This is a genomic window from Devosia sp. 63-57 (assembly GCF_001899045.1).
Taxonomy (GTDB): Bacteria; Pseudomonadota; Alphaproteobacteria; order Rhizobiales; family Devosiaceae; genus Devosia; species Devosia equisanguinis.
On record NZ_MKUY01000003.1, the window covers coordinates 462,028 to 482,173 of the forward strand.

Annotated in this window: 22 protein-coding genes; 10 read left to right on the forward strand and 12 right to left on the reverse strand. The window is 63.6% G+C overall.

The features are described from left to right. The first annotated feature begins 63 nt into the window (after nt 1–63). From BGO80_RS02415 to grxD, 6 genes are all read left to right on the forward strand, one after another. Complete coding sequence (locus BGO80_RS02415; protein ID WP_126150263.1) at nt 64–297, forward strand: BolA family protein; 234 nt, start codon at nt 64–66, stop codon at nt 295–297. Then, the gene (locus BGO80_RS02420; protein ID WP_223214156.1) at nt 297–617 is read left to right on the forward strand and encodes a DUF6665 family protein; all 321 of its coding nucleotides are present in this window, start codon (nt 297–299) and stop codon (nt 615–617) included. Before BGO80_RS02415 ends, BGO80_RS02420 begins: the two co-directional genes overlap by 1 nt. Then, entirely contained in the window at nt 617–1,009 is a 393-nt protein-coding gene (locus tag BGO80_RS02425; RefSeq protein ID WP_286718816.1) for an HIT family protein, read from the forward strand. Before BGO80_RS02420 ends, BGO80_RS02425 begins: the two co-directional genes overlap by 1 nt. Beyond that, nucleotides 1,006–1,632, forward strand: a complete 627-nt coding sequence (locus tag BGO80_RS02430) for an HAD family hydrolase (protein ID WP_286718819.1) — start codon at nt 1,006–1,008, stop codon at nt 1,630–1,632. The genes BGO80_RS02425 and BGO80_RS02430 overlap by 4 nt, the downstream gene beginning before the upstream one ends. Before the next feature lie 71 nt (nt 1,633–1,703). Then, nucleotides 1,704–2,246, forward strand: a complete 543-nt coding sequence (locus tag BGO80_RS02435) for a hypothetical protein (protein WP_286718821.1) — start codon at nt 1,704–1,706, stop codon at nt 2,244–2,246. Between the two features lie 105 nt (nt 2,247–2,351). After that, the gene (grxD, locus tag BGO80_RS02440; RefSeq protein WP_286718823.1) at nt 2,352–2,687 is read left to right on the forward strand and encodes a Grx4 family monothiol glutaredoxin; all 336 of its coding nucleotides are present in this window, start codon (nt 2,352–2,354) and stop codon (nt 2,685–2,687) included. 448 nt (nt 2,688–3,135) lie between these two features. On the opposite strand, the gene BGO80_RS02445 is transcribed toward grxD, so the two are convergent. Further along, nucleotides 3,136–4,110 (reverse strand): GNAT family N-acetyltransferase, encoded by a 975-nt coding sequence (locus BGO80_RS02445; RefSeq protein WP_286718825.1) that lies wholly within the window; start codon nt 4,108–4,110, stop codon nt 3,136–3,138. A 136-nt stretch (nt 4,111–4,246) separates the two neighbouring features. Here BGO80_RS02445 and BGO80_RS02450 point away from each other — a divergent pair, with 136 nt between their 5' ends. Beyond that, the gene (locus tag BGO80_RS02450) at nt 4,247–5,458 is read left to right on the forward strand and encodes an MFS transporter (protein ID WP_126152122.1); all 1,212 of its coding nucleotides are present in this window, start codon (nt 4,247–4,249) and stop codon (nt 5,456–5,458) included. 109 nt (nt 5,459–5,567) lie between these two features. Then, nucleotides 5,568–6,821 carry a multidrug effflux MFS transporter gene (locus tag BGO80_RS02455; RefSeq protein WP_286718828.1) on the forward strand — a complete coding sequence of 418 codons (1,254 nt, stop codon included), beginning with the start codon at nt 5,568–5,570 and terminating at the stop codon, nt 6,819–6,821. On the opposite strand, the gene BGO80_RS02460 is transcribed toward BGO80_RS02455, so the two are convergent. Genes BGO80_RS02460 through BGO80_RS02470 form a run of 3 tightly spaced genes read right to left on the reverse strand, consistent with a single transcriptional unit; the run spans nt 6,818 to nt 8,153 of the window. After that, nucleotides 6,818–7,444 (reverse strand): ATP-dependent Clp protease proteolytic subunit, encoded by a 627-nt coding sequence (locus BGO80_RS02460; protein WP_286718829.1) that lies wholly within the window; start codon nt 7,442–7,444, stop codon nt 6,818–6,820. The genes BGO80_RS02455 and BGO80_RS02460 overlap by 4 nt on opposite strands. A 53-nt stretch (nt 7,445–7,497) precedes the next feature. Continuing rightward, a complete protein-coding gene (locus BGO80_RS02465; protein ID WP_286718831.1) occupies nt 7,498–7,842 on the reverse strand; it encodes an SRPBCC family protein in 345 nt (114 codons plus the stop codon). After that, the gene (locus BGO80_RS02470) at nt 7,839–8,153 is read right to left on the reverse strand and encodes an ArsR/SmtB family transcription factor (RefSeq protein ID WP_286719600.1); all 315 of its coding nucleotides are present in this window, start codon (nt 8,151–8,153) and stop codon (nt 7,839–7,841) included. Before BGO80_RS02470 ends, BGO80_RS02465 begins: the two co-directional genes overlap by 4 nt. Before the next feature lie 107 nt (nt 8,154–8,260). On the opposite strand from BGO80_RS02470, the gene BGO80_RS02475 reads away from it, so the two are divergent. After that, the gene (locus BGO80_RS02475) at nt 8,261–9,454 is read left to right on the forward strand and encodes a pyridoxal-phosphate-dependent aminotransferase family protein (RefSeq protein WP_286718833.1); all 1,194 of its coding nucleotides are present in this window, start codon (nt 8,261–8,263) and stop codon (nt 9,452–9,454) included. Nucleotides 9,455–10,065: 611 nt separating this feature from the next. Here the strand turns inward: BGO80_RS02475 and BGO80_RS02480 are convergent. Genes BGO80_RS02480 through ttcA form a run of 3 tightly spaced genes read right to left on the reverse strand, consistent with a single transcriptional unit; the run spans nt 10,066 to nt 12,589 of the window. Continuing rightward, nucleotides 10,066–10,878, reverse strand: a complete 813-nt coding sequence (locus BGO80_RS02480) for an inositol monophosphatase family protein (protein ID WP_286718835.1) — start codon at nt 10,876–10,878, stop codon at nt 10,066–10,068. A 35-nt stretch (nt 10,879–10,913) separates the two neighbouring features. Next, nucleotides 10,914–11,717, reverse strand: coding sequence for an inositol monophosphatase family protein (locus BGO80_RS02485; RefSeq protein ID WP_502686539.1), 804 nt, complete (start codon nt 11,715–11,717; stop codon nt 10,914–10,916). Nucleotides 11,718–11,728: 11 nt separating this feature from the next. Further along, nucleotides 11,729–12,589: a tRNA 2-thiocytidine(32) synthetase TtcA gene (gene ttcA / locus BGO80_RS02490; protein WP_286719601.1), complete on the reverse strand. Its 861-nt coding sequence runs from the start codon at nt 12,587–12,589 to the stop codon at nt 11,729–11,731. A 179-nt stretch (nt 12,590–12,768) separates the two neighbouring features. Here ttcA and sbmA point away from each other — a divergent pair, with 179 nt between their 5' ends. After that, nucleotides 12,769–14,085, forward strand: coding sequence for a peptide antibiotic transporter SbmA (gene sbmA / locus BGO80_RS02495; protein WP_286718839.1), 1,317 nt, complete (start codon nt 12,769–12,771; stop codon nt 14,083–14,085). Nucleotides 14,086–14,729: 644 nt separating this feature from the next. Here the strand turns inward: sbmA and rpsD are convergent. The 5 genes from rpsD to BGO80_RS02520 form a co-directional block, all read right to left on the reverse strand. Further along, complete coding sequence (gene rpsD / locus BGO80_RS02500) at nt 14,730–15,347, reverse strand: 30S ribosomal protein S4 (protein ID WP_126152019.1); 618 nt, start codon at nt 15,345–15,347, stop codon at nt 14,730–14,732. A 175-nt stretch (nt 15,348–15,522) separates the two neighbouring features. Further along, nucleotides 15,523–16,761, reverse strand: a complete 1,239-nt coding sequence (locus BGO80_RS02505; protein ID WP_286718841.1) for an MFS transporter — start codon at nt 16,759–16,761, stop codon at nt 15,523–15,525. Nucleotides 16,762–17,014: 253 nt separating this feature from the next. Further along, nucleotides 17,015–17,818: an RNA methyltransferase gene (locus tag BGO80_RS02510; protein ID WP_286718842.1), complete on the reverse strand. Its 804-nt coding sequence runs from the start codon at nt 17,816–17,818 to the stop codon at nt 17,015–17,017. Beyond that, on the reverse strand, nt 17,754–19,277 hold the full coding sequence (locus tag BGO80_RS02515; RefSeq protein WP_286718845.1) for a GGDEF domain-containing protein: 1,524 nt from the start codon (nt 19,275–19,277) through the stop codon (nt 17,754–17,756). Before BGO80_RS02515 ends, BGO80_RS02510 begins: the two co-directional genes overlap by 65 nt. A gap of 199 nt (nt 19,278–19,476) precedes the next feature. Further along, the gene (locus BGO80_RS02520; RefSeq protein ID WP_126152015.1) at nt 19,477–20,073 is read right to left on the reverse strand and encodes a GNAT family N-acetyltransferase; all 597 of its coding nucleotides are present in this window, start codon (nt 20,071–20,073) and stop codon (nt 19,477–19,479) included. Nucleotides 20,074–20,146: the final 73 nt, after the last annotated feature.

The following is a 20,146-nucleotide window of genomic DNA, read 5'->3' on the forward strand; positions in this document are numbered from 1 at the left end:
CTGCATGCCATATCAGGAGCAGGTGCCGGGCCCCACCGGTGAATCAAGCAATGGAGACCGGACATGCCCATGGACGCCACCGAGATCGAGCGCCGCATCAAGGCCGCCCTGCCTGACGCCCAGATCGAAATCCGCGACCTTGCCGGCGACGGCGACCACTATGCCGCTACCGTGATTTCCGAGCAGTTCCGCGGCAAGAGCCGCGTGCAGCAGCACCAGCTGGTTTACGCGGCGCTGCAGGGTGACATGGGCGGCGCCCTGCATGCCCTGGCGCTGCAGACCAACGCGCCGGACTAATGGCCGGGCTGCGCGATTCTCTCGACCTGATCCGGATGGTCCGGCCCGAGGCCGGCACCGCAGCCATTGAACATGAGATCCTCGCCGAGCGCGCCAATTCGCTGGGCGCGGCCGAAACGCGCGTCATCAAGGCCGTGGCCGGCCTCGCCTCCGGCACGGAGCGCGAGCAATGGCTGGCCGAGGCGCGCGACGCAGTCTGGTGCTATTTCGTGCAGCGCGAACTGATTGGCTTCCGCCGCCACACCGAAGTGATTCAAGATCTCAAAATCCCAGGCGAAGTGCTTGCCGGACTTGGGATCGTGGCGCCGGGACGCAAGTAATGGCGGCGCGACCGGGGTGCCGCTTTTGCCTCAAAAACAAACTGCTTTTGGACGAACCCATTTTCGAGACTGGGCACTTCTATATGCTCGGGAGCATCGACCCGATGGTCCCTCTGGCCGGCATGGTTATTCCCAAACGTCATAGTGACGACCCGTTCGGCCTGCTGCCGGAAGAGTGGGCCGATTTCGGCACCGCATTGGCCACGGCAAAGGCGTATTTCTCGCATCACCGCCCCGATGGCTACACATTGGGATGGAATGTGGGCGCGGCGGGCGGACAGCATGTCTTTCACACCCATCTGCACATCATCCCACGCTTTGCGGGAGAACCCAATGAGGGCGTCGGCATAAGGCGGGTTATGAGAACACCAATGTGGGGCTTGGATCAATGAAACGGGCGCTGGTTTTCGATGTCGATGGCGTGCTGGTGCATGGCTATCATGCGACGCCGGACCAGCGGGACGCCTGGGACGCGGCCTTGCAGGAGCGTGGCATCAATGCCGATCGCTTCCAGCGCGAATTCATCTTCGACATTTTTCTCAAGCGGGTGCTGATCGGCGAGGTGCCGATGGTCGAGGCTTTGGACAAGCGCCTGAAAGCCTTTGGTTACAAGGGTCCGACCATGGCGATTCTCGATCTGTGGCTGAGCTTTGACTGCAATCCCAATACTGCGCTGCTCGAGGTCATCGCCCGGTTGCAGCGCCGGGACGATGTGGTGCTCTACCTGGCCACCAACCAGGACCATTCGAGATCCCAGTTTTTGTGGCAAAGCATCGGGCTGCAGCGCTTTTTCGCCGACATGTTCTATTCGGCCCGCTTCGGGCGGACCAAGTATGACAAGAAATTCTTCGGCATGGCCGAAGAGCGCATGATCGCCGGGGGCGAGCCACCTCTGTTTTTCGATGACACGCAAAAAGTGCTCGATGTGGCCAACAAGGCCGGCTGGGAGACAGTGCTGTTTACCGGCAATGACGCCGTGACCGGCCATCCTTTCATCGCCGGGCGGCTCAGCTGACCATTTGCATTGGCACACGCCCGCGCTATGCGTGTGGTCACCGCGCCATATCGACGCTCAGGAACAGACCAATGAGAGTAGCCCTGCTGATTTCGACCCTCGCCCTTCTGGGTTTTGCCGTCTCCGCCCAGGCCCAGGAAGCCCAATGCTTCCAGAACGAGCAGTTCCTGGTGATCGCCCAGGAACGCACCGACGATGTCGGCACCGATTTCCTGGTGCGTGCGCCGGCCAAGGGGAAGATCAAATGCGAGTTCGTCGAGGCCGAAGGCGATTTCAGCATCGGCAATCCCGATGACCCGCTGTGGTATGCGGGGCTGGCTGGCAAATACCTGGCGCTGACCCGCTCGACCGGGCCGGATGGCGACGTGGTGATCTATGACCTCGACAGTCGCAGCAAGGTGGTCGACGTGGCCGCCGACGACGACCTAGCGGTGGACGAAGATCGCGTGGTCTATTGGGAGCGCGTGGCCGAGGGCACGGACAAGACCTGCCCGGAATTTGCCGAATATCAAGCCAATGGCCTGGGCGCGGTGATCGCCGAAGAGCGTATTTTCGAAGTTGCTACCGGCGCGGTCGCCAAGACCGGGGAGAGCCGCTGCAGCGCCACGCAATGAGGCCATGCAGTGGGATTGCTCACCTCGACAGCGCCGCAAACCTATCCTATTTAAGGGCCAGCTTCAGCCGGCCCTTGAAACCGGAATTATCGAAAGGCTCCTCCAATGTCCGATATCAACGCCTTCATCGACGACAAGGTGAAGAACAACGACGTGTTCCTGTTCATGAAGGGCACGCCCGATTTTCCCCAGTGCGGCTTTTCCGGTCAGGTCGTGCAGATCCTGAACTATCTCGGCGCTGAGTTCGACAGCGCCAATGTGCTGGAAAGCGAAGAGCTGCGCGACGGCATCAAGGCCTATACCAACTGGCCGACCATTCCCCAGCTCTACGTCAAGGGCGAGTTTATCGGCGGCGCCGACATCACCCGCGAAATGTTCCAGTCGGGCGAGCTCAAGACCCATCTCGAACAGGCCGGCGTCGCCCTCAAGCAAAGCGCCTGATTGCGGGGGGTGTCACCCGTCCTGCCAAGGATGGGTTTGTAGCGCTTGGATTGAGCGTGCTGCATACCCCCACCCAGCCTCCCCCTGAAGAAGGGGGAGGAGTTACATCGCGTTTGGGGTGGGATGGTGTCCCGCTGCGTCCCACCCACTAGATCATTTCAAAGTGAGGTGGACTCTGGACCCTTTCGCCTCCCTCCCCCTTGAGGGGAGGGATTGAGGGTGGGGGTCCATCAGTGGATCGCCAAACGACCCCCTCCCCGACCCTCCCCTCAAGGGGGAGGGGGCGATGGAGCCAAGGCCTCCGCGCATCCGAATGCGCCAAAAGTAAACACTGCCCTTGTGAGCGGCGCCTATCGCACTTGGGTGTGAGCGTGCTGCACACCCCCTCCCGGCCTCCCCCTGAAGGAGGGGGAGGAGTTGCATCCGGTTTGGTGAGATAGACCCTGCCCTAGCCTGGCTGGGTCTTTTGTTTTTTGAGAGTGTCGAGGGCCTCAGACAAGCGGGGGTGGCCGACCAATGCGGCCATGGCCCAATGGCCTGATATCCAGTCCGCCTCGCCGTTCCAGTGCCGGTCGACCAGCCGGTTGACGGCGGCAAGGGCCTGATCCTCAGCGCCGGCCAGGGACCAGGAGCAGGCGGCATGGAAGGCCAACCAGTCGATTTCGGCTTCGCCGGCTTCGAAATGCACCGCCAGCGTGCGACAGGTCTGCGGATCGAGATCACCGACATTTTCCGCCGGCAGCGAGGCGCTGTATGCCAGCGTGGCGGCGGGCGCGCCAACGGCGAATTTGCGCGCGATTGCGGCAGAGGCTCGATTGGAAGCGTGGCAATGCCAGCCCACCTCGGTGAACCCGGCAGCATCGAGCGCGCTCAGCACCGCGGCCACCAATTGGACGGCCAGCCCGCGGCGCCGCCAGGCCGGATGCACCCAGACCCCGATTTCGCAGCGCTTGCCGACGATCAGATCAGGCAGGCAGCGGGCGATTTCACTGGTGCCCTCATAAAGCCGATGCCCCAGACCATCGGCATCGACCGCCAGCACCAGCGGCGGCGGCAAGCGAAAGCCATAGCGCGCCGGACGCAGGCGGAAGGCAAGGCGCGGATGCGGCAGCATGTGGCGATTGGGCAGGATGCGATGGATGGCGCCCAAGGCCACCGGATCGACATGCAGATAGACCCAATCGGCCAGCAGCTCCGCTATCGACCGGGCGAGCGTCGGATCGTGGGTGGTGCCGACGAGATAGGTGCCTTCAGGCCCGTCGATGACGGCCAGTCGCGGCTCGGCCCCGTCATTGACCCAGACCCGGCCCTCCGCCGCGCCGGCCAGAACGGCGGCGATGCTGCCATGCAGACCCGCCATGGGTGCAGCAAGGGCGGACAGGCGGCCAAATCGGGCCGATTCAAGGGCGACAAGAGCAGTCATGGCAATAGCATAGCAGCGCCATGGGGCTTGTCACGCGGGCGGTGTCATCACCAACGCTGATGAAAGTCATTCCAATTATCGTTTGGCGTGATGAAAGGGCCGGGCCTATGTTGGCGCATCCGCTGGAGAGTCCAACATGTCCACCGTCCGCCCGGCCGTTCCCTTGCCCCTGGTCATCGTCGCCGGCTGCATCATCGCGGCCATCGGCTTCGGCACGCGCGGCGCCTTCGGGCTGTTTACCCTGCCGGTCACGGCCGATCTCGGGCTGACGCGGGAACAATGGGGCATGGCCATGGCCATCCAGAACCTGGTCTGGGGCATTGCCCAGCCGTTCGCCGGCGGCTTTGCCGACCGCTACGGCACCGGCAGGGTGCTGGCAGTGGGCGGGCTGGTTTATGCGCTGGGCGTTTTGGGCATGGCGTTTTCGACCGACGCGCTGACCATGACCATGACCGCAGGCATCGTGACCGGCGTCGGCATCGCCATCGCGTCGTTCGGCGTCGTCATGGCCGCGTTCGGCCGCGTGGTGCCGGCGGAGAAGCGCAGCTTCGTCTTCGGCATCGCCACGGCGGCATCGTCGGCCGGACAGTTCATTTTCGCTCCGGTCGGCCAGGGCTTCATCTCCGCCTTCGGCTGGCAGATGGCGCTGGTCTATATCGCGGTGCTGCTGCTGCTGATTGTGCCGCTGGCGAGCGCCTTGCGCGGGCGCACCGAGTCGGTGCCCGGCCAGGCCGACCTGCCCTTCATGGAGGCGCTGTCGCGGGCCTGGGGGCATGGCTCCTACCGGCTGCTGGTCATCGGCTTTTTCGTCTGCGGCTTCCACCTGGCCTTCATCAATGTGCATATGCCGGCCTATCTGGTGCAGTGCGGCCTGTCGCCGGAAGTGGGCAGCTGGACCATTGCGGTGATCGGGCTGTTCAACATTGTCGGCTCGCTGCTGTCGGGCTGGCTGGGCAGCCGTCTGCCCAAGCAATTGCTGCTGGCCTCGATCTATTTCCTGCGCGCCATCGCCATTGCCGCCTTCCTGCTGTTCCCGGTCAGCGAAGTGACCGCCTATGCCTTCGCGGCGATGATGGGCCTGCTCTGGCTCTCCACCGTGCCGCTGACCGCCGGGCTGGTGACGCTGTTCTTCGGGCCGCGCTATATGGGCATGCTCTATGGCATCGCCTTTCTCAGCCACCAGCTGGGGTCGTTCGTCGGCGTGTGGCTTGGCGGCTATGTCTATGACGCCACCGGCGCCTATGACCTGGTGTGGTATCTGGGCATCGTGCTCGGCCTGGCCTCGGCGGCCATCCACATTCCGATCAACGAGCAAACCGATACCAATTTCACGCTCAAGCGGGCGTAAAGCCGCGCTCGACTTTATCGGCATAGTGAGTTGCCAAATGAGGGCGCGGGGTTCATGGTCCCGCGCAATGTTTCGGCCCCTTTCCGCGCGGCCCAATAGAGTTTCTTAAATGTCCGATCATGCCACGCGGGTTCTTCCCCGCATCGAATTCATTGCCCTTATTGCTGCCCTTATGGCGCTCAACGCGCTGGCCATCGACGTCATGCTGCCAGCCCTGCCCTATATGGGCGAAGCGCTCGGCATCTCCAGTGAAAACGAGCGGCAATTCGTCGTTTCATCCTACATGCTGGGCATGGGTATCGCCGTGCTCGCCTTCGGGCCGCTGACCGACCGCTTCGGGCGGCGCGGACCGCTGCTGGTGGGTGTCGGCATCTATGTCGTGGCCGTGATCATCGCCGCTTTCGCCCCGAATTTCGCGATCCTGCTGGTGCTGCGCTTCATCCAGGGCATGGGCGCCGCCAGCGTGCGCGTCATCGCCACGGCCGTGGTGCGCGACCGCTATTCGGGCCGCGAAATGGCCGAGATCATGTCGCTGACCTTCATGGTGTTCATGGCCATCCCGATCATCGCGCCGGGAATCGGACAGGTGCTGCTGCTGACCGGGCCGTGGCAGGCGATCTTCATCTTCATGGGCCTGTTGGCCGCTGCCTTCTGGGTCTGGACCTATCTGCGCCTGCCCGAGACCCTGCCGGAAAGCCAGCGCCGCCCGCTTGCCTTGCGCAGCGTCCTCGACAGCTTCCGCATCGTCTTCACCAATCGGGTGGCGATCTCCTACGGGCTGGCCGGCATGTTCCTCTTCGGCGCGCTGTTCGGCTTCATCACCTCGTCCCAGCAGATCTATGTCGATATCTATGGGCTGGGCGTCTACTTCCCGGTTGCCTTTGCCGCCATGGCCGGGTTGATGGCGGTTTCCTCCTTCACCAATTCCAAGGTTGTGCGTCGCTTCGGCATGCGGCGGCTGTCGCACGGCGCCATGCTGGTATTCACGATCTTCTCCGGCATCTGGCTGGTGCTGGCCCTGATCGGCCATCTGCCGCTCTGGCTGTTCTTCAGCCTCCTCGCCATCATCATGTTCGCCTTCGGCTGGGCCTCTTCGAACATGAATTCGCTGTCCATGGAGCCCCTGGGTGCGGTTGCCGGCACGGCGGCCTCGGTATTCGGCTTCGTACAGACGGTAGGCGGGGCCGTGCTGGGGAGCCTCGCCGGACAGATGTTCAACAACACCACCATTCCGGTGGCGACCAATTACTTCCTGATGGGCGTGATGGCGCTGGTCTGCATCCTCGTCGCCGAAAAGGGCAAGCTCTTCGGCGTCGGCGAGCAATATGCCAAGTCCGACGGCCCGGTGATGGACGCGCACTAATCGGTGCGCGTCTCCAACTGCAGCAGTTGGCTGCGGTCGGAAAAAATGTGGTCGACCAGGCCCCAGGCCAGTGCCTCCTGGGGCGCCATATAGCGGTCGCGCTCCAGCGCGGCCTCGACTTCCTCGTAAGTGCGGCCACAGTGTTTGGCATAGATCTGGTTGGTGAGGCGCTTGAGGCGCAGGCTCTCCTCGGCATGGATGAGGATATCGGTCACCTGCCCCTGATAGCCGCCCGAGGGCTGATGCAGCATGATCGAGACATTGGGCAAAACCGCGCGCATGCCCGGCGCCCCGGCGGCCAGCAATAGTGTGGCGGCGGACGCGGCCATGCCCATGCACAGCGTGCCCACCGGCGCCTTGATAAACTGCATCGTGTCATACATGGCCAGGCGCGCCGTCACCACGCCGCCGGGCGAATTGATGTAGAGATAGATGGGCTTGGCGGGGTTTTCGGATTCAAGAAACAAGAGCTGGGCGCTGACCAGCGAGGCCATATTGTCCTCGACCGGTCCGTTGACGAAAATGATCCGCTCGCGCAGCAGCCGCGAATAAATGTCGAAGGCGCGTTCGCCCCGGCTCGATTGCTCGACCACCATAGGGACGAGTTGCATCATGTCGCGCATCGGCGACCTCCTGAGTTTGATGGCAATGAAGGGAAGCGCCCGGAGGGCGCGTATCAGGCCGCGCGCAGCATGAGCGCGACGCTGTCGTTGCTGTTTGCCGCCGCTGGCACAGCCATAGGCGCATGGGTCAGGCGGAAGCCGGTGCGGCCGTCCTCCTGCGGCGTCAATTCGAAGGTGACGACACTATCCTCTATAGCCGGACCATCCACAGGCGCCGGCTCGCGCCAGCGATAGCTGACGCGTCGGTTTTCCTCGGAGGCGATGACATCGAGCGCCGTATCGGCCGGAGGCTGCAGCCAGCGCTCGAGATATTCGGGAATGGTCAAAGCCCGCCAGACCTTTTCGGGCGGCGCATCGAGCGTGGTCTCAAACACCAGCATGTCGTCGGCGTCGGTCATTGATCCATCTCCCTCAGCAAGTCCTTGAGATTGTCGATGCGGCTCGGCCAGAAATCGCGGTAGCGCGCCAGCCAGGCATGGAGCGGAGCGAACCCGTCGGGATCGACGCGGTAATGGGCAAAGCGCCCCTCGCGCCGTTCCTGCACCAGCCCTGCCCCGCGCAGCACCGCAAGATGTTGCGACATGGCCGGCTGGCTGATGGCAAAGCCCTCGCGCAATGCAGTGGCCGTCAACTCGGTGCCGCTCAGCCGCTCGAGAATGGCGCGGCGGGTTGGATCGGACAGGACTTTGAACAATTCGGTTTCACTCATGCCGATAGATAAGCACATACTTATGAGTCGTGGCAAGGGCTGGATGGAAGCCTTGCGCCAATGCGGGAGCGCGCTAGGCTGGGGCCATCTCTCCCACGGATTCCTCCATGCCCATTGCTACCGGCCACACCTATCTCGCCATTCCCGGCCCCTCGGTGATTCCCGAGCGGGTGCTGAATGCCATGCACCGCGCCTCGCCCAACATTTATGAGGGCGAGCTGATCGCCCAGACCGAAGTGGTGTTCAACCAGCTCAAGCGCCTGGCGGGCACGCAGCACCATGTGGCCATCTACATCGCCAATGGCCATGGCGGCTGGGAGGCAGCGCTGAGCAACATGTTCTCGCGCGGCGACAAGGCATTGGCGCTGGCCTCGGGACTGTTCGGGACCAATTGGGCCAAGACCGCCCAGCGCATGCAGATCGATGTGGACATGCTCGATTTCGGCCGCGCCGCCGCCGATCCCGAGCAGGTCACAGCAGCACTGGCAGCGGATCGGGAGCGCCGCATAAAGGCGGTGCTGGTGACCCATGTCGATACCGCCTCGGGCATCAAGAACGACATTCCGGCGCTGCGGCGGGCCATGGACGAAACGGGGCATCCGGCGCTGCTGGCGGTGGATGCCATTGCCTCGCTGGGATGCGATGAACTGCGCATGGATGAGTGGGGCGTGGACGTGCTGGTGGGCGCCAGCCAGAAGGGGCTGATGCTGCCGCCCGGCCTGGCGCTGATCTGGATGTCGGACAAGGCGGCGGCCGTGGCGCGCGCCGCCGATCTCAAGACACCCTATTGGGATATCACGCCGCGCATCGAAGCCAGCCAGTATTGGCAGCATTTTGGCGGCACCCCGCCCACGCACCATATTTTCGGCCTGCACGAAGCACTCAGCATGATGCTGGACGAGGAAGGGCTCGACGCGGTCTGGGCCCGCCATGGTCGGCTCGCCCGGGCGATCTGGGCCGCCTTCGATGCCTGGGGCGCTGGGGACAGCGGCATTCGCCTGATGGTGGAAAACCCCGCCTGGCGCGGCCATTCCGTCACCGCCGCCACCATTCCCAATGGCGGCGCCGGCGCCTTGCGGCGCTGGATGGAACAGGAAACAGGCGTGACGCTCGGCATCGGCCTCGGCATGGCCCTGCCCAGCGAGCCCGAATATGACGACTTCCTGCGCATCGGCCATATGGGCCATGTCAACGCCCATATGGTGCTGGGCGTGCTGGCCTGCATGGACGCGGGGATGCAGGTGCTGGGCATCGCGCGTGGCAGGGACGCGATTGAGGCGGCGGCAGCGGCGCTGGGGTGAGGTGGGAGCCGCCCATGCGAGGTCCCTCTGAGCGCATGGTCGGGCACGATAATTCCTCCCCCTTCTCCAGGGGGAGGTTGGGAGGGGGTGGGCAGCACGTTCAGACTCATATGCGATGGCCGCTCGACGGGGAGCGCGGCGAGAATAGGAAGAACCCCCACCCGGCCTCCCCCTGAAAGAGGGGGAGGAGCAGAGGGGGCCGAAGGCGGTACCGTGGGTGGGGACGTCCCTCTGAGCGCATTGTTCGGGCACGATGCAACTCCTCCCCCTTCTTCAGGGGGAGGTTGGGAGGGGGTGCGCAGCACGCTCAAAGCCATAGGCGATGGCCGCTCGACGGGGAGCGCGGCGAAAATAGGCAGAAGAACCCCCACCCGGCCTCCCCCTGAAGGAGGGGGAGGAGCAGAGGGGGCCGAAGGCGGTACCGTGTGGCGAGTGCTCGAGGGCGCTGCGGTGTTTACTTTGGGCGTTTTGATAGCCGATCTCGGAGCACTTTCGCCTCCCTCCCCCTTGAGGGGAGGGATTGAGGGTGGGGGTCCATCAGTGAATCACTGAACCACCCCCACCCCGGCCCTCCCCCTCAAGGGGGGAGGGAGGAGCAGAGGGGCCGAAGGCTAGACCGTGAAAACCTCCTGGCGGAGGGTTTGCCAGCTGTCGGGGTCGCTGGCGATGAGGAGGCCGCCGGAGAGGTCGCGGGGGGTGTAGGGGGTGCCGTCGAACTTGGCGACGGTGGCGCCGGCTTCGCGCATCATCAGGGCGCCGGCGACGTGGTCCCAGGGCATGAGCTTGCCATAGGCGAGGAAGTGGGCATTGCCGCCGGCGGCGTAGCGATATTCGTGGCCGGCGCAGCGGTAATTGGCGGTCATCTTGACCTTGGCCAGATTGGCGAGGACGACGCGGCGCTGCCCGACCGGCAGGAAGGCGGTGGAGGCGGAGCCGCCCATTTCGGACAGCGGCACGGGATCGGCGAATTTCTGGCGGATGCGGCGGCCATCGGGAAACACCTGCCAGGTGCCGCAGCCCTTTTCGGCCATCAGGAAATCGTCGCCCAGCGGATCGTAGATGACGCCGGCGACCGGCTCGCCATTCTGCACCACCGAGGCCATGACCGCGAAGAGCGGCAGACCGCCGGCAAAATTGGCAGTGCCATCAACGGGATCGACGTAAATCACGATTCGATCCTCGAACTGCGTATCGAGCAGGCGCGGATTGGCCGAGACCGCTTCCTCGCCGATGACCACGGTATCGGGCGAGTGGGCATTGATGGCGGCGGTGATGACGCGTTCGGCATTGGTATCGGCCTCGGTGACGAGGTCGAAGGCGCTGGTCTTGGTCTGGATCATGCCATCATCGAGCCGGCGAAAGCGCGGCATGATCTCATCCTTGGCGGCCTGACGGAGAATGGCGGCCAGACGATCGATATTCATGGCATGAAGTCCTTGTCGGTTCAGGTGTGGTCGATTCAGAGCCCGAGAATGTCGCGAGCAATAAGCTGCCAGCTCTCCTTGTCGGGCGCGTTGAGAATGCCGGCATCGATGCGACCGGCGCGGAAAGGCGTGCCGTCGAAATGGGCGCTGAAACCACCGGCTTCGGCATGGATCAGCGCCCCGGCCAGGTGGTCCCAAGGCATGACCCCATGCGAGGCGGAGAAATGGGCGCGGCCGCTGGCGAGCATCCAATATTCATAGGCCGAACAGCCATAGGCCATGGCCAGCTTGACCTTGGTGAGATTGGCGGCGACGCGGGCGCGCATGGGGTCGGGCAGATAGCTCCAGCAGGCGACCGAAACCATAGTGTCGAGGCTGGTGGGCGCGGCAACCCTGATGGGGCGGCTCTGACCGTTGGACTTCACCAGTCGCGCCCCTGCCCCGCGCTCGCCGATCAGCACATCGCCGCGCAGGGGATCAAGGATCAGCCCGCCAATGGTCTCACCCTGGCGCACCACGGCGAGGATGGAGCCAAACATTCCATTGCCGGCGGCAAAGTTGAAGGTGCCATCGACCGGGTCGATGACGAAGGCGAGATCGGCTTCGACCAGGCCGGAGAGAATGGACTTGTCGGCGGCATAGGCCTCCTCGCCGACGATCAGCGCCTCCGGATAGAGGTCGCGCAAGGCGGCGGTGATGACGCGCTCGGCGCCGAGATCGGCCTCGGTGACGAGATCATATTCATTGGCCTTCTGCCCCATATCGGCCTCGTCCAGATTGCGGAACCGCGGCACGATTTCCTGGTTGCCGGCATCGCGCAGGATGGCGGCGAGGCGCATGACGTCGATGGTCAAGACGGGCTCCGGCTGGTGGAGAGGCCTGCGAAATCGAAAAGCTTCGGGTCGAGCATATGGCTGGGATTGATATTGCCCAGGGCGCGGATCATCACGTCCTTGCGGCCGGGCATGGCTTTTTCCATGTCGGTCAGCATGGCCTTGGTGACATTGCGCTGCAAGCCGTCCTGCGAACCACAGAGATCGCAGGGGATGATCGGGAAGGCCATGGCGTCGGAAAAGCGCTGCAGGTCCTCTTCGGCGCAGTAGATCAGCGGGCGCAAGACTTCGAGATCGCCCTCGTCATTGACCAGCTTGGGCGGCATGGCGGCGAGCTTGCCGCCGTGGAAGAGGTTCATGAAGAAGGTTTCGAGACTGTCGTCGCGATGGTGGCCGAGCACCAGGGCGGTGCAGCCCTCTTCGCGGGCGATGCGATAGAGATTGCCGCGGCGCAGGCGCGAGCAGAGCGAGCAATAGGTGGCCCCGGCCGGCAGCTTGTCGGTGACGATCGAATAGGTGTCCTGATATTCGATGCGGTGCGCGATACCCAGCCCGGTCAGAAATTCGGGCAGGATGTGCTTGGGAAAATTGGGCTGGCCCTGGTCGAGATTGCAGGCGAGCAGCTCGACCGGCAACAGGCCCCGCCATTTGAGATCGAGCAGGAGGGCGAGCAGGCCATAGGAATCCTTGCCGCCGCTGAGGGCGATCAGCCATTTGTCGCCCGGCCGCACCATGGCGAACTTGTCCAGCGCCTCGCGGGTATTGCGGATCAGCCGCTTGCGCAGCTTGTTGAACTCCACCGAGCGCGGGGCATGGGCGTAGATCGGATGCGCGCCGGAGGTGTCGGCGTCGTCTTCCGGGATGGCGGGGGCTTCCATCGCCGCACTCATGGCAAAACTCTCATTTGATCGGTCGAAAAAGCTGATAGCGCCGATATCGGGCGATGGGAAGTCAAAGCGGCGGTGCACAACCTTACCAAAGCTTAACTTCCCTTCCTTGTTTTAACCCGTTTGCCACAGTTAGATGAACCATCCTCACGGCACCCTGGAGTCTCCCGGTGTTTCGCTCCTTTTTTCCCAATCCAAAGCTGTTCTTCGGCTCGGCCCTCGCCTGGACGGCATTCTGCATGGTGGTATGGTTCACCATCGGGCCGGCCCTATCCAATATCATTGGCCTCGGCTCAGTCTTCGGCCAGGTGGCGGCGGAAGGTGAGGCCGAGCCCTTCCTGACGCCCGACAAGGTCTGGCTCTACCAATTCGTGGTGATGTCCGGGATACTATTCTGCATCCCCTGGTACTGGATCGGCGACAATCGCCGCTGGTACTGGTGGAGCGTCGTCGGCAGCGTGACCATCATCGAAGTGGTATTCTTCGATGTGCAGATCGGCGCCTGGATGAACGCCTGGTATGGCGAATTCTACAACATGTTCCAGGGGGCGCTGACCAATCCGGGCAGCGTATCGCTGGAACAGATCTATGGCGAGCTCTGGACAGTGCTGTATGTGCTGTTGCCCCGCATCGCCGTGCTGGTGCTCAACGCCTTCTTCATCGCGCACTACCTGTTCCGCTGGCGCCGGGCGATGACCTTCTTCTACATGAGCCACTGGCCGCGGCTGCGCGGAGTGGAAGGCGCATCCCAGCGTATTCAGGAAGATACGCAGCGTTTTGCCAATATCGTTGAAGGCCTCGCCGTAGCGCTGGTCAGCTCGATCATGACGCTGCTGGTGTTCCTGCCATTGCTGTGGACATTGTCGCAGAACATCACCGAACTCCCCATCATCGGCCCGGTGAACGGCAGCCTTGTTTGGGTGGCGCTGATGTCCGCTGTCGCCGGCACGGTGCTGCTGGGTCTGGTGGGCATCAAGCTGCCGGGCCTCGAATTCCAGAACCAGCGCGTCGAGGCCGCGTTCCGAAAGGAACTGGTCTATGGCGAAGACGATCCGGAACGCGCCCGCCCGCTCGATACCAAGGAATTCTTCCTGGGCGTACAGCGCAACTACTTCCGGCTCTATGGCCACTATCTCTACTTCAACGTCGCGCGCTACATCTACCTGCAGGGTGCCAATTTCGTGCCGCTGATCGCCATGTCGCCATCGATCGCGGCAGGTGCGCTGACGCTGGGCCTGTTCCAGCAGGTGAGCAATGCCTTCGGGCAGGTGGAGGATTCCTTCCGGTTCCTCGCCAATTCCTGGACCACGATTATTTCGCTGATCTCGGTCTATAAGCGCCTTCGTACCTTCGAGGCCAATATTCCGCCCGGTGCCATCTCGGGCGTGGACTATGACGATCCGCGCTATCTGGCGACCGAAGCCGAGTTCCGCGCATTGATCACCGACCTCGACGGCGGCAAGGAAGGCGTCCCGCCCGGACTTTAGATCAGTTCAAACTTCGGTGGCCTCAGAGCTCCATCGCCGCCCTCCCCCTTGAGGGGCCTCGACCCGTGCCGGAGGCAAAATCGCTCCAGTGGAGCGATTTTAGGTGAGAAGGCCATTCGAGCTACGCTCGAATGGATTGGGATTGAGGGTGGGGGTCCATCAGTGGGCGCACTCAACCACCCCCCACCCCAGCCCTCCCCTTCAAGGGGTGAGGGGGCGACAGAGCTGAATCAACAAGACCACGAAAAGCTTTAGGGTTTTAAGGGGGGCGGCGGTGCCGCCCCTATTCATTTGTATTTCTCCCACCTCAGTTCGTCACCCTCGGGCTTGACCCGAGCGGTCTTTACCAGAGCCAATTGACGTGAGTGAAACGCCCTCGGGTCGGGCCCGAGGGTGACGCCGGTGAAAGGGCGCGTGATGCTCACGCCCCGCCGTGACTTTCAAAAACGACGGCGATAACGGGATGCCATTCTGGCCTCGGGCGGGGATCGATCTCCCGAGCTCGGGTTGAGCACAGCCTCGGCCGAGGTGACGGCCGGTGGGCCAGCGAGAGACTGTGCCAGCACTTGTGGATCTGCGAAAAGCCCAAAACAAAAGGGCCGCTCCGGAGAGCGGCCCTTTCGGCATTTGGGGTCGTTTCGCGATTAACGCGAGTAGAATTCGACGACCAGGTTCGGTTCCATCTGGACCGGATAGGGCACGTCCGACAGGGCGGGAACGCGCACGAAGGTCGCGACCTGCTTGCCGTGATCGACTTCCACGTAATCGGGAACGTCACGCTCGGCGAGCTGGTTGGCTTCGAGGACGATGGCGAGCTGCTTGGAGCGCTCACGCACTTCGACCTTGTCGCCGATCTGGACCTGGTAGGACGGGATGTTGACGCGCTTGCCGTTGACCAGAACGTGGCCGTGGGACACGAACTGACGGGCGGCGAACACGGTCGGGACGAACTTGGCGCGGTAGACGATGGCGTCCAGACGACCTTCGAGCAGGCCGATCAGGTTCTCGCCGGTGTCGCCCTTGCGACGGGCCGCTTCGTCATAAAGACGACGGAAGGCCTTCTCGGTGATCGAGCCGTAGTAGCCCTTGAGCTTCTGCTTGGCGCGCAGCTGCAGACCGTAGTCCGAGAGCTTGCCCTTGCGGCGCTGGCCGTGCTGGCCGGGGCCATAGGCACGAGCGTTCAGCGGGGACTTCGGACGGCCCCAGATGTTTTCGCCAAGGCGACGGTCAATCTTGTACTTTACGGAATGACGCTTCGACATCGCGTATCCTTCTTAAACGTTTGAATGGATCGCGCCCTCCTCTGCCCTGGCTTGCGACAGGACCGACAGACCTCCCAATGAGAGAATCCCGGGTGCGCCTATGGGCCATATGGCCGGAATAGGTGGCCGCGTCTTAGAGGCCCTGCCCCCTCGAGTCAAGCGCCGCAGGGCTTTTTCAGGCCATGCGCTTGTCGATATGGCGCTGTTGGCGCAATTGCGGGAACAGCCGGCTCCAGATCACCGCCACCGCCATGGCGCCGAAGCCACCAATGACCACTGCAGGCACCGGGCCGATGAAATGGGCCACCGTGCCGGCGCGGAACTCGCCCAGCTCGTTGGAGGCACCGATAAACACCGAATTGACCGCATTGACGCGCCCGCGCACCTCCTCGGGCGTCCAGAGCTGCATGATGGTTTCGCGAATGGTGACGCTGACCATGTCGCAGGCCCCGACCAGCGCCAAAGCGGGAATGGAGAGCCACACGGTGGTCGAGAGACCGAAGATGACGGTGAAGGCGCCGAACAGGCCTACGAAGATGAAGAGAATCTTGCCGGCATGATCACGCACCGGGAAACGGGTGAGATAGAGCGCCATGAGGATGGCGCCGATCCCCGGCGCGGCGCGCAACAGGCCAAGCTCCATCGGCCCGGCATGCAGGATATCCTTGGTATAGACCGGCAGCAGCGCCACGGCCCCGCCCATCAACACGGCGAACATGTCGAGCGAGATGGCGCCCAGCACCACCTTGTTGGAAAAGATGTAGCGGAAGCCGCCGAAAATGGTTTCGAGACTGGTGGCCTGATGTGACTGACGCTGCGCCGGGCGCGGAATCAGCAGCACGGTGACGACGGCGCAGATGAGCAAGGCTGCGCCGGTGCCGAAGGCAAAGCCGGGCGCGACACCATAGAGCAAGCCGCCGACGGCAGGGCCGGTAATGGAGGCAAACTGCCAGGCGGAGGCATTGACAGTAATGGCATTGCTGAGCGCTTCGGCGGGCACCAGATTGGGCGCCAGCGACTGCGCCGCAGGGCCCCAGAAGGCCCGCGCCGTTCCCAGCACCACCAGCACCACGAAAATCGGCCAGACCTCGTGCGCCTCGACATTGACCAGCGTCAGGAAGGCGATGGCGCAGCCGAGTTCGACGGTGAGGCAGATAGCCATGATGCCGCGCCGGTTAAAGCGGTCGGCGGTGAGGCCGGTAATCAACATCAGCAGCAGCGCCGGCAGGAACAGGCAGAGCCCGACCAGCCCGAGCAGGAAGGCATTGCCGGTGACGTCATAGATCTGCCAGGCGATCGACACTGACATGATCTGCACGGCAAAGCTCACCAACAGCGTGGTGAGCCAGAAAAAGCGGAAGCCGAGATAGCTGAAGGCGAGCTTCGAGGGCTCGGAGGGTGCGTGACTGCTCATAATGTCGCAGGCTTCGCATGCCGGCGCGGGGCCGTCAAAGGCGATAAACGCGATTCCGTCCGGTTAGGCGCAAGATTGATGGGTTTGGGGGTGGTGCTCGATGAAGAGTGGCACAGGGCGGTGCGCTAAGCCGGGGGCTGCGTTTGGCGATAGGGCTTTAAGGGCAGAGCCCTCGGGTCTTCGCCCGAGGGTGACGGCCGGTGGGTGGGGGGCTGGAGGGTCGAGCCCGAGGGCGGACCGGTCAGTGGGAAAATTACTCGTCCGTGTCGGTCTTTTTGGCGCGATTGGGGTTGGGGCGGAGGTGGCGGCGGTCGATGGAGGAGATGACGCCGCGCAGGGTGCGGATTTCCTGGCTGGTGAAGCGGCCGCGGGTCAGGGCGGTGCGCAGGTTGTTGACCATGCTGGGGCGCTTGTCGGGCGTCGTGAAGAAGCCGGACTGGTCGAGCACGCCTTCGAGATGCTCGAACAGGCCCACGAGCTCGTTACGCGGCGCGGCTTCGTCGAGACCCTCGCTGAACGGCAATGCCCTGCCCTCGGCGCTGGTGCGGCGCCATTCATAGGACATCAGCAGCACGGCCTGGGCGATGTTGAGCGAGGCGAAGGCCGGCTCGACCGGCAGGGTGACGATGGCGTCCGACATGGCGACTTCGTCATTGAGCAGGCCCCAGCGCTCGCGGCCGAACAACAGCCCTGCCCCCCGCCCTCCCGCAATATGGCCGGCCATAGTGTTGGACGCCTCCTCAGGGCCGAGCACGTCCTTCTGCATGTCGCGGGAACGGGCCGTGGTGGCATAGACCAGGGTCAGATCGGATATGGCCTCTTCCAGCGTCTCGAACACCCGAACGCGCTCCAGCACGTGGTCGGCGCGTGACGCTGCGGCAATGGCCTTCTCGTTGGGCCAGCCATCGCGCGGGCGGACCAGGCGAAGATCCCAGAGGCCGAAATTGGCCATGGCGCGGGCGGCCGAGCCGATATTCTCACCCAGTTGCGGCTCACACAGAATGATGGCCGGAGTCGGCTTGAAGCTGGCTTCCTGAGACCGGTCGGTTCCCGCCATGATCGCTGTCCTCGTCGTAGTGCATCGCGTCAAGATCGCGGCGCTGAACCTGGTTCCGCCCCGCGCGCTTGGCCTCATACATTGCCCGGTCGGCAAGCGAAAGCACTTCGGACAATTCCACCGTGGTCTCGACCGAGGCGACGACGCCGATGCTGACGGTCATGGTGAGAATGGTGCCATCGGCAATGGGCGTCTGCAGGCGCTCGATCTGACGGCAGATGCGATTGGCCACCAGAGCCGCCGCGTCGAGATCGGCGTCGGGGAGCAGAAGGGCAAATTCCTCCCCACCCAGCCGGCCGAACAGATCGCCACCGCGAATGGTCTTGCGGATGACGGCTGCCATGGCCGTAAGCGCCAGATCGCCGGCGGCGTGGCCATGCAGGTCGTTGATGCGCTTGAAATGATCGACATCGAGCAGCAGACCCGCCATCGGTGCATGGGCGCGGCGTTGCGCCGTGACCATCGCTTCCCCCTCGGCCATGAAGGCGCCGCGATTGAGCGCCCCGGTCAGCGCATCGAAACGGGCCGCCTTTTCGAGCTCCGAGAACTGGCGACGGCGATCGGCGGTGACGGCGGCCACCAGCACCGGGGCCAGAGCGATCATTGCCACCCCAAGATGCACCGAGGAAATCAGCGGATCGCTGAGCCCGCCGGTGCCGAAGTCATAAAGCCCCAGCTTCACCGCGAACATGGTGACGCTGGAAAACAGCATCACCAGAAGGCATGTGGCCGGCAGCGGCAGCACCAGCGCCGCCCAGATCAGCGCCGGCACCGGGAAGACGATGGCGATCGGCTCGACGGCCACGACGCTGACGGCGAGAGTGGCCACCACGGCCAGGGCGGGCAAGAGCGTGGCACTGGCGGTCAGCCGGCGGATGTCGGCGAGCCGGGGACGACGCAGCGGCCAGCCCAGTGCCAGCAGGCCCGGCACCAGCACCAGATAGCTCATGATCTCGGAGCCGAACCAGGTGCGCCAGGCATCGAAATAGCTCGCATGCGAGATTTCGGCCAGGATCGGGGCACCGGCCACGCCGGCGGCTGCGGCGGCGAGCACGGAGGCGCCAACCAGCGCCAGGATGGCCCGGGGCCGACCAATGCTCATCTGCTCTTCGCAAAACGACAGGTAGGCAAAGGTGAAGGTTACGGCGCTGACCATATTGGCGGCGGTGAGCTGGATGGCGACCCAGGACACATCCCCCGTCGCATAGCCGGCAGCCTGATAGCCCAGAAGCGCGCCGATCAGCGCCGGAAAGCGCATGGGTGCCGCGACGCGCAGCAAGATCACGGCGAGGATGGCATTCGCCGGCCAGAACGCGGCAAGGAAACCGTTAGGACGCGAAAGAATACCCGCAAGTGAGGCGAAAAAGATGGTGGTTGCGAGAACGAGAAGCAGCCGCGACGCTGCTGTAGCATAATCACGACCGGGCCCGGAAACGGGTGCGGCAGGCATGGTTGGCATAGGGGGCCTTCTTGACGCATTTTAGGGCACCAACCCGTGGAGTCTGAATCCCCCTCGAATCCCGACGCCCGTCCGGCCGGTGCCTTGACCGCACTAAAGCATCTCCGCCTGCCTCTTGCATCCAGAATGCAGGCCAGCCATGCAATTTAAGCTGATCGACCGAGATGGATCAGCGCATTAGGTTTGCGCGCGCGTGAGGTCAAGCGACACGCTCCCGCAGGGGCAGGATCTGTACCTTCGTGCTACGGCGCCATTCCCGATCCAGCATCGCGAAATGCAGCTCTTCGTCCCATTCGCCACGGAACAGCGCATGCTCACGATAATGCGCTTCCAGGCGGAAACCCAGCCTCTGCATAAGCGCATTGGTATGATGGCTGCGGCCATCGCCGCGCACCATCACCCGGTGCATGCCGAAATGGTCAAAGGCCAGATCGAGCATGGCGCCGATGGACTGGGTCAGGTAGCCATTGCCGGCCTGTGATGGATCGATGGCGAAGCGCAACTCGCCCTGCCCGGAGGTGGCATCGGCCCAGGTGAGGGAAATCTGGCCGACGACGCGCTGGTCGCCCTTGCGGACGAGAGCAAGGACAAGGGTTTCGCCCGGACGATTGAGCTGAACCTGGCTGCGCATATGCTCGACGGCGAGGGCAACGTCGTCGGTATAGCGGGTCTGGCGCATCACATAACGCTGTACGCCGGGGAGAAGATGATAGCGGGCTACGGCTTCGACATCACAGCGTTCGAAGGGCCTGAGGGAGAGGTGAGCTGTTTCGATCGGTAGCTGTAGTATCGCCATGGTTCGTTCCTCCGCAAAGCGCTGCCCAATGCCCTGCGTCGAGAACGTGTGCCTCCAACCGAAGTTCCTGAGA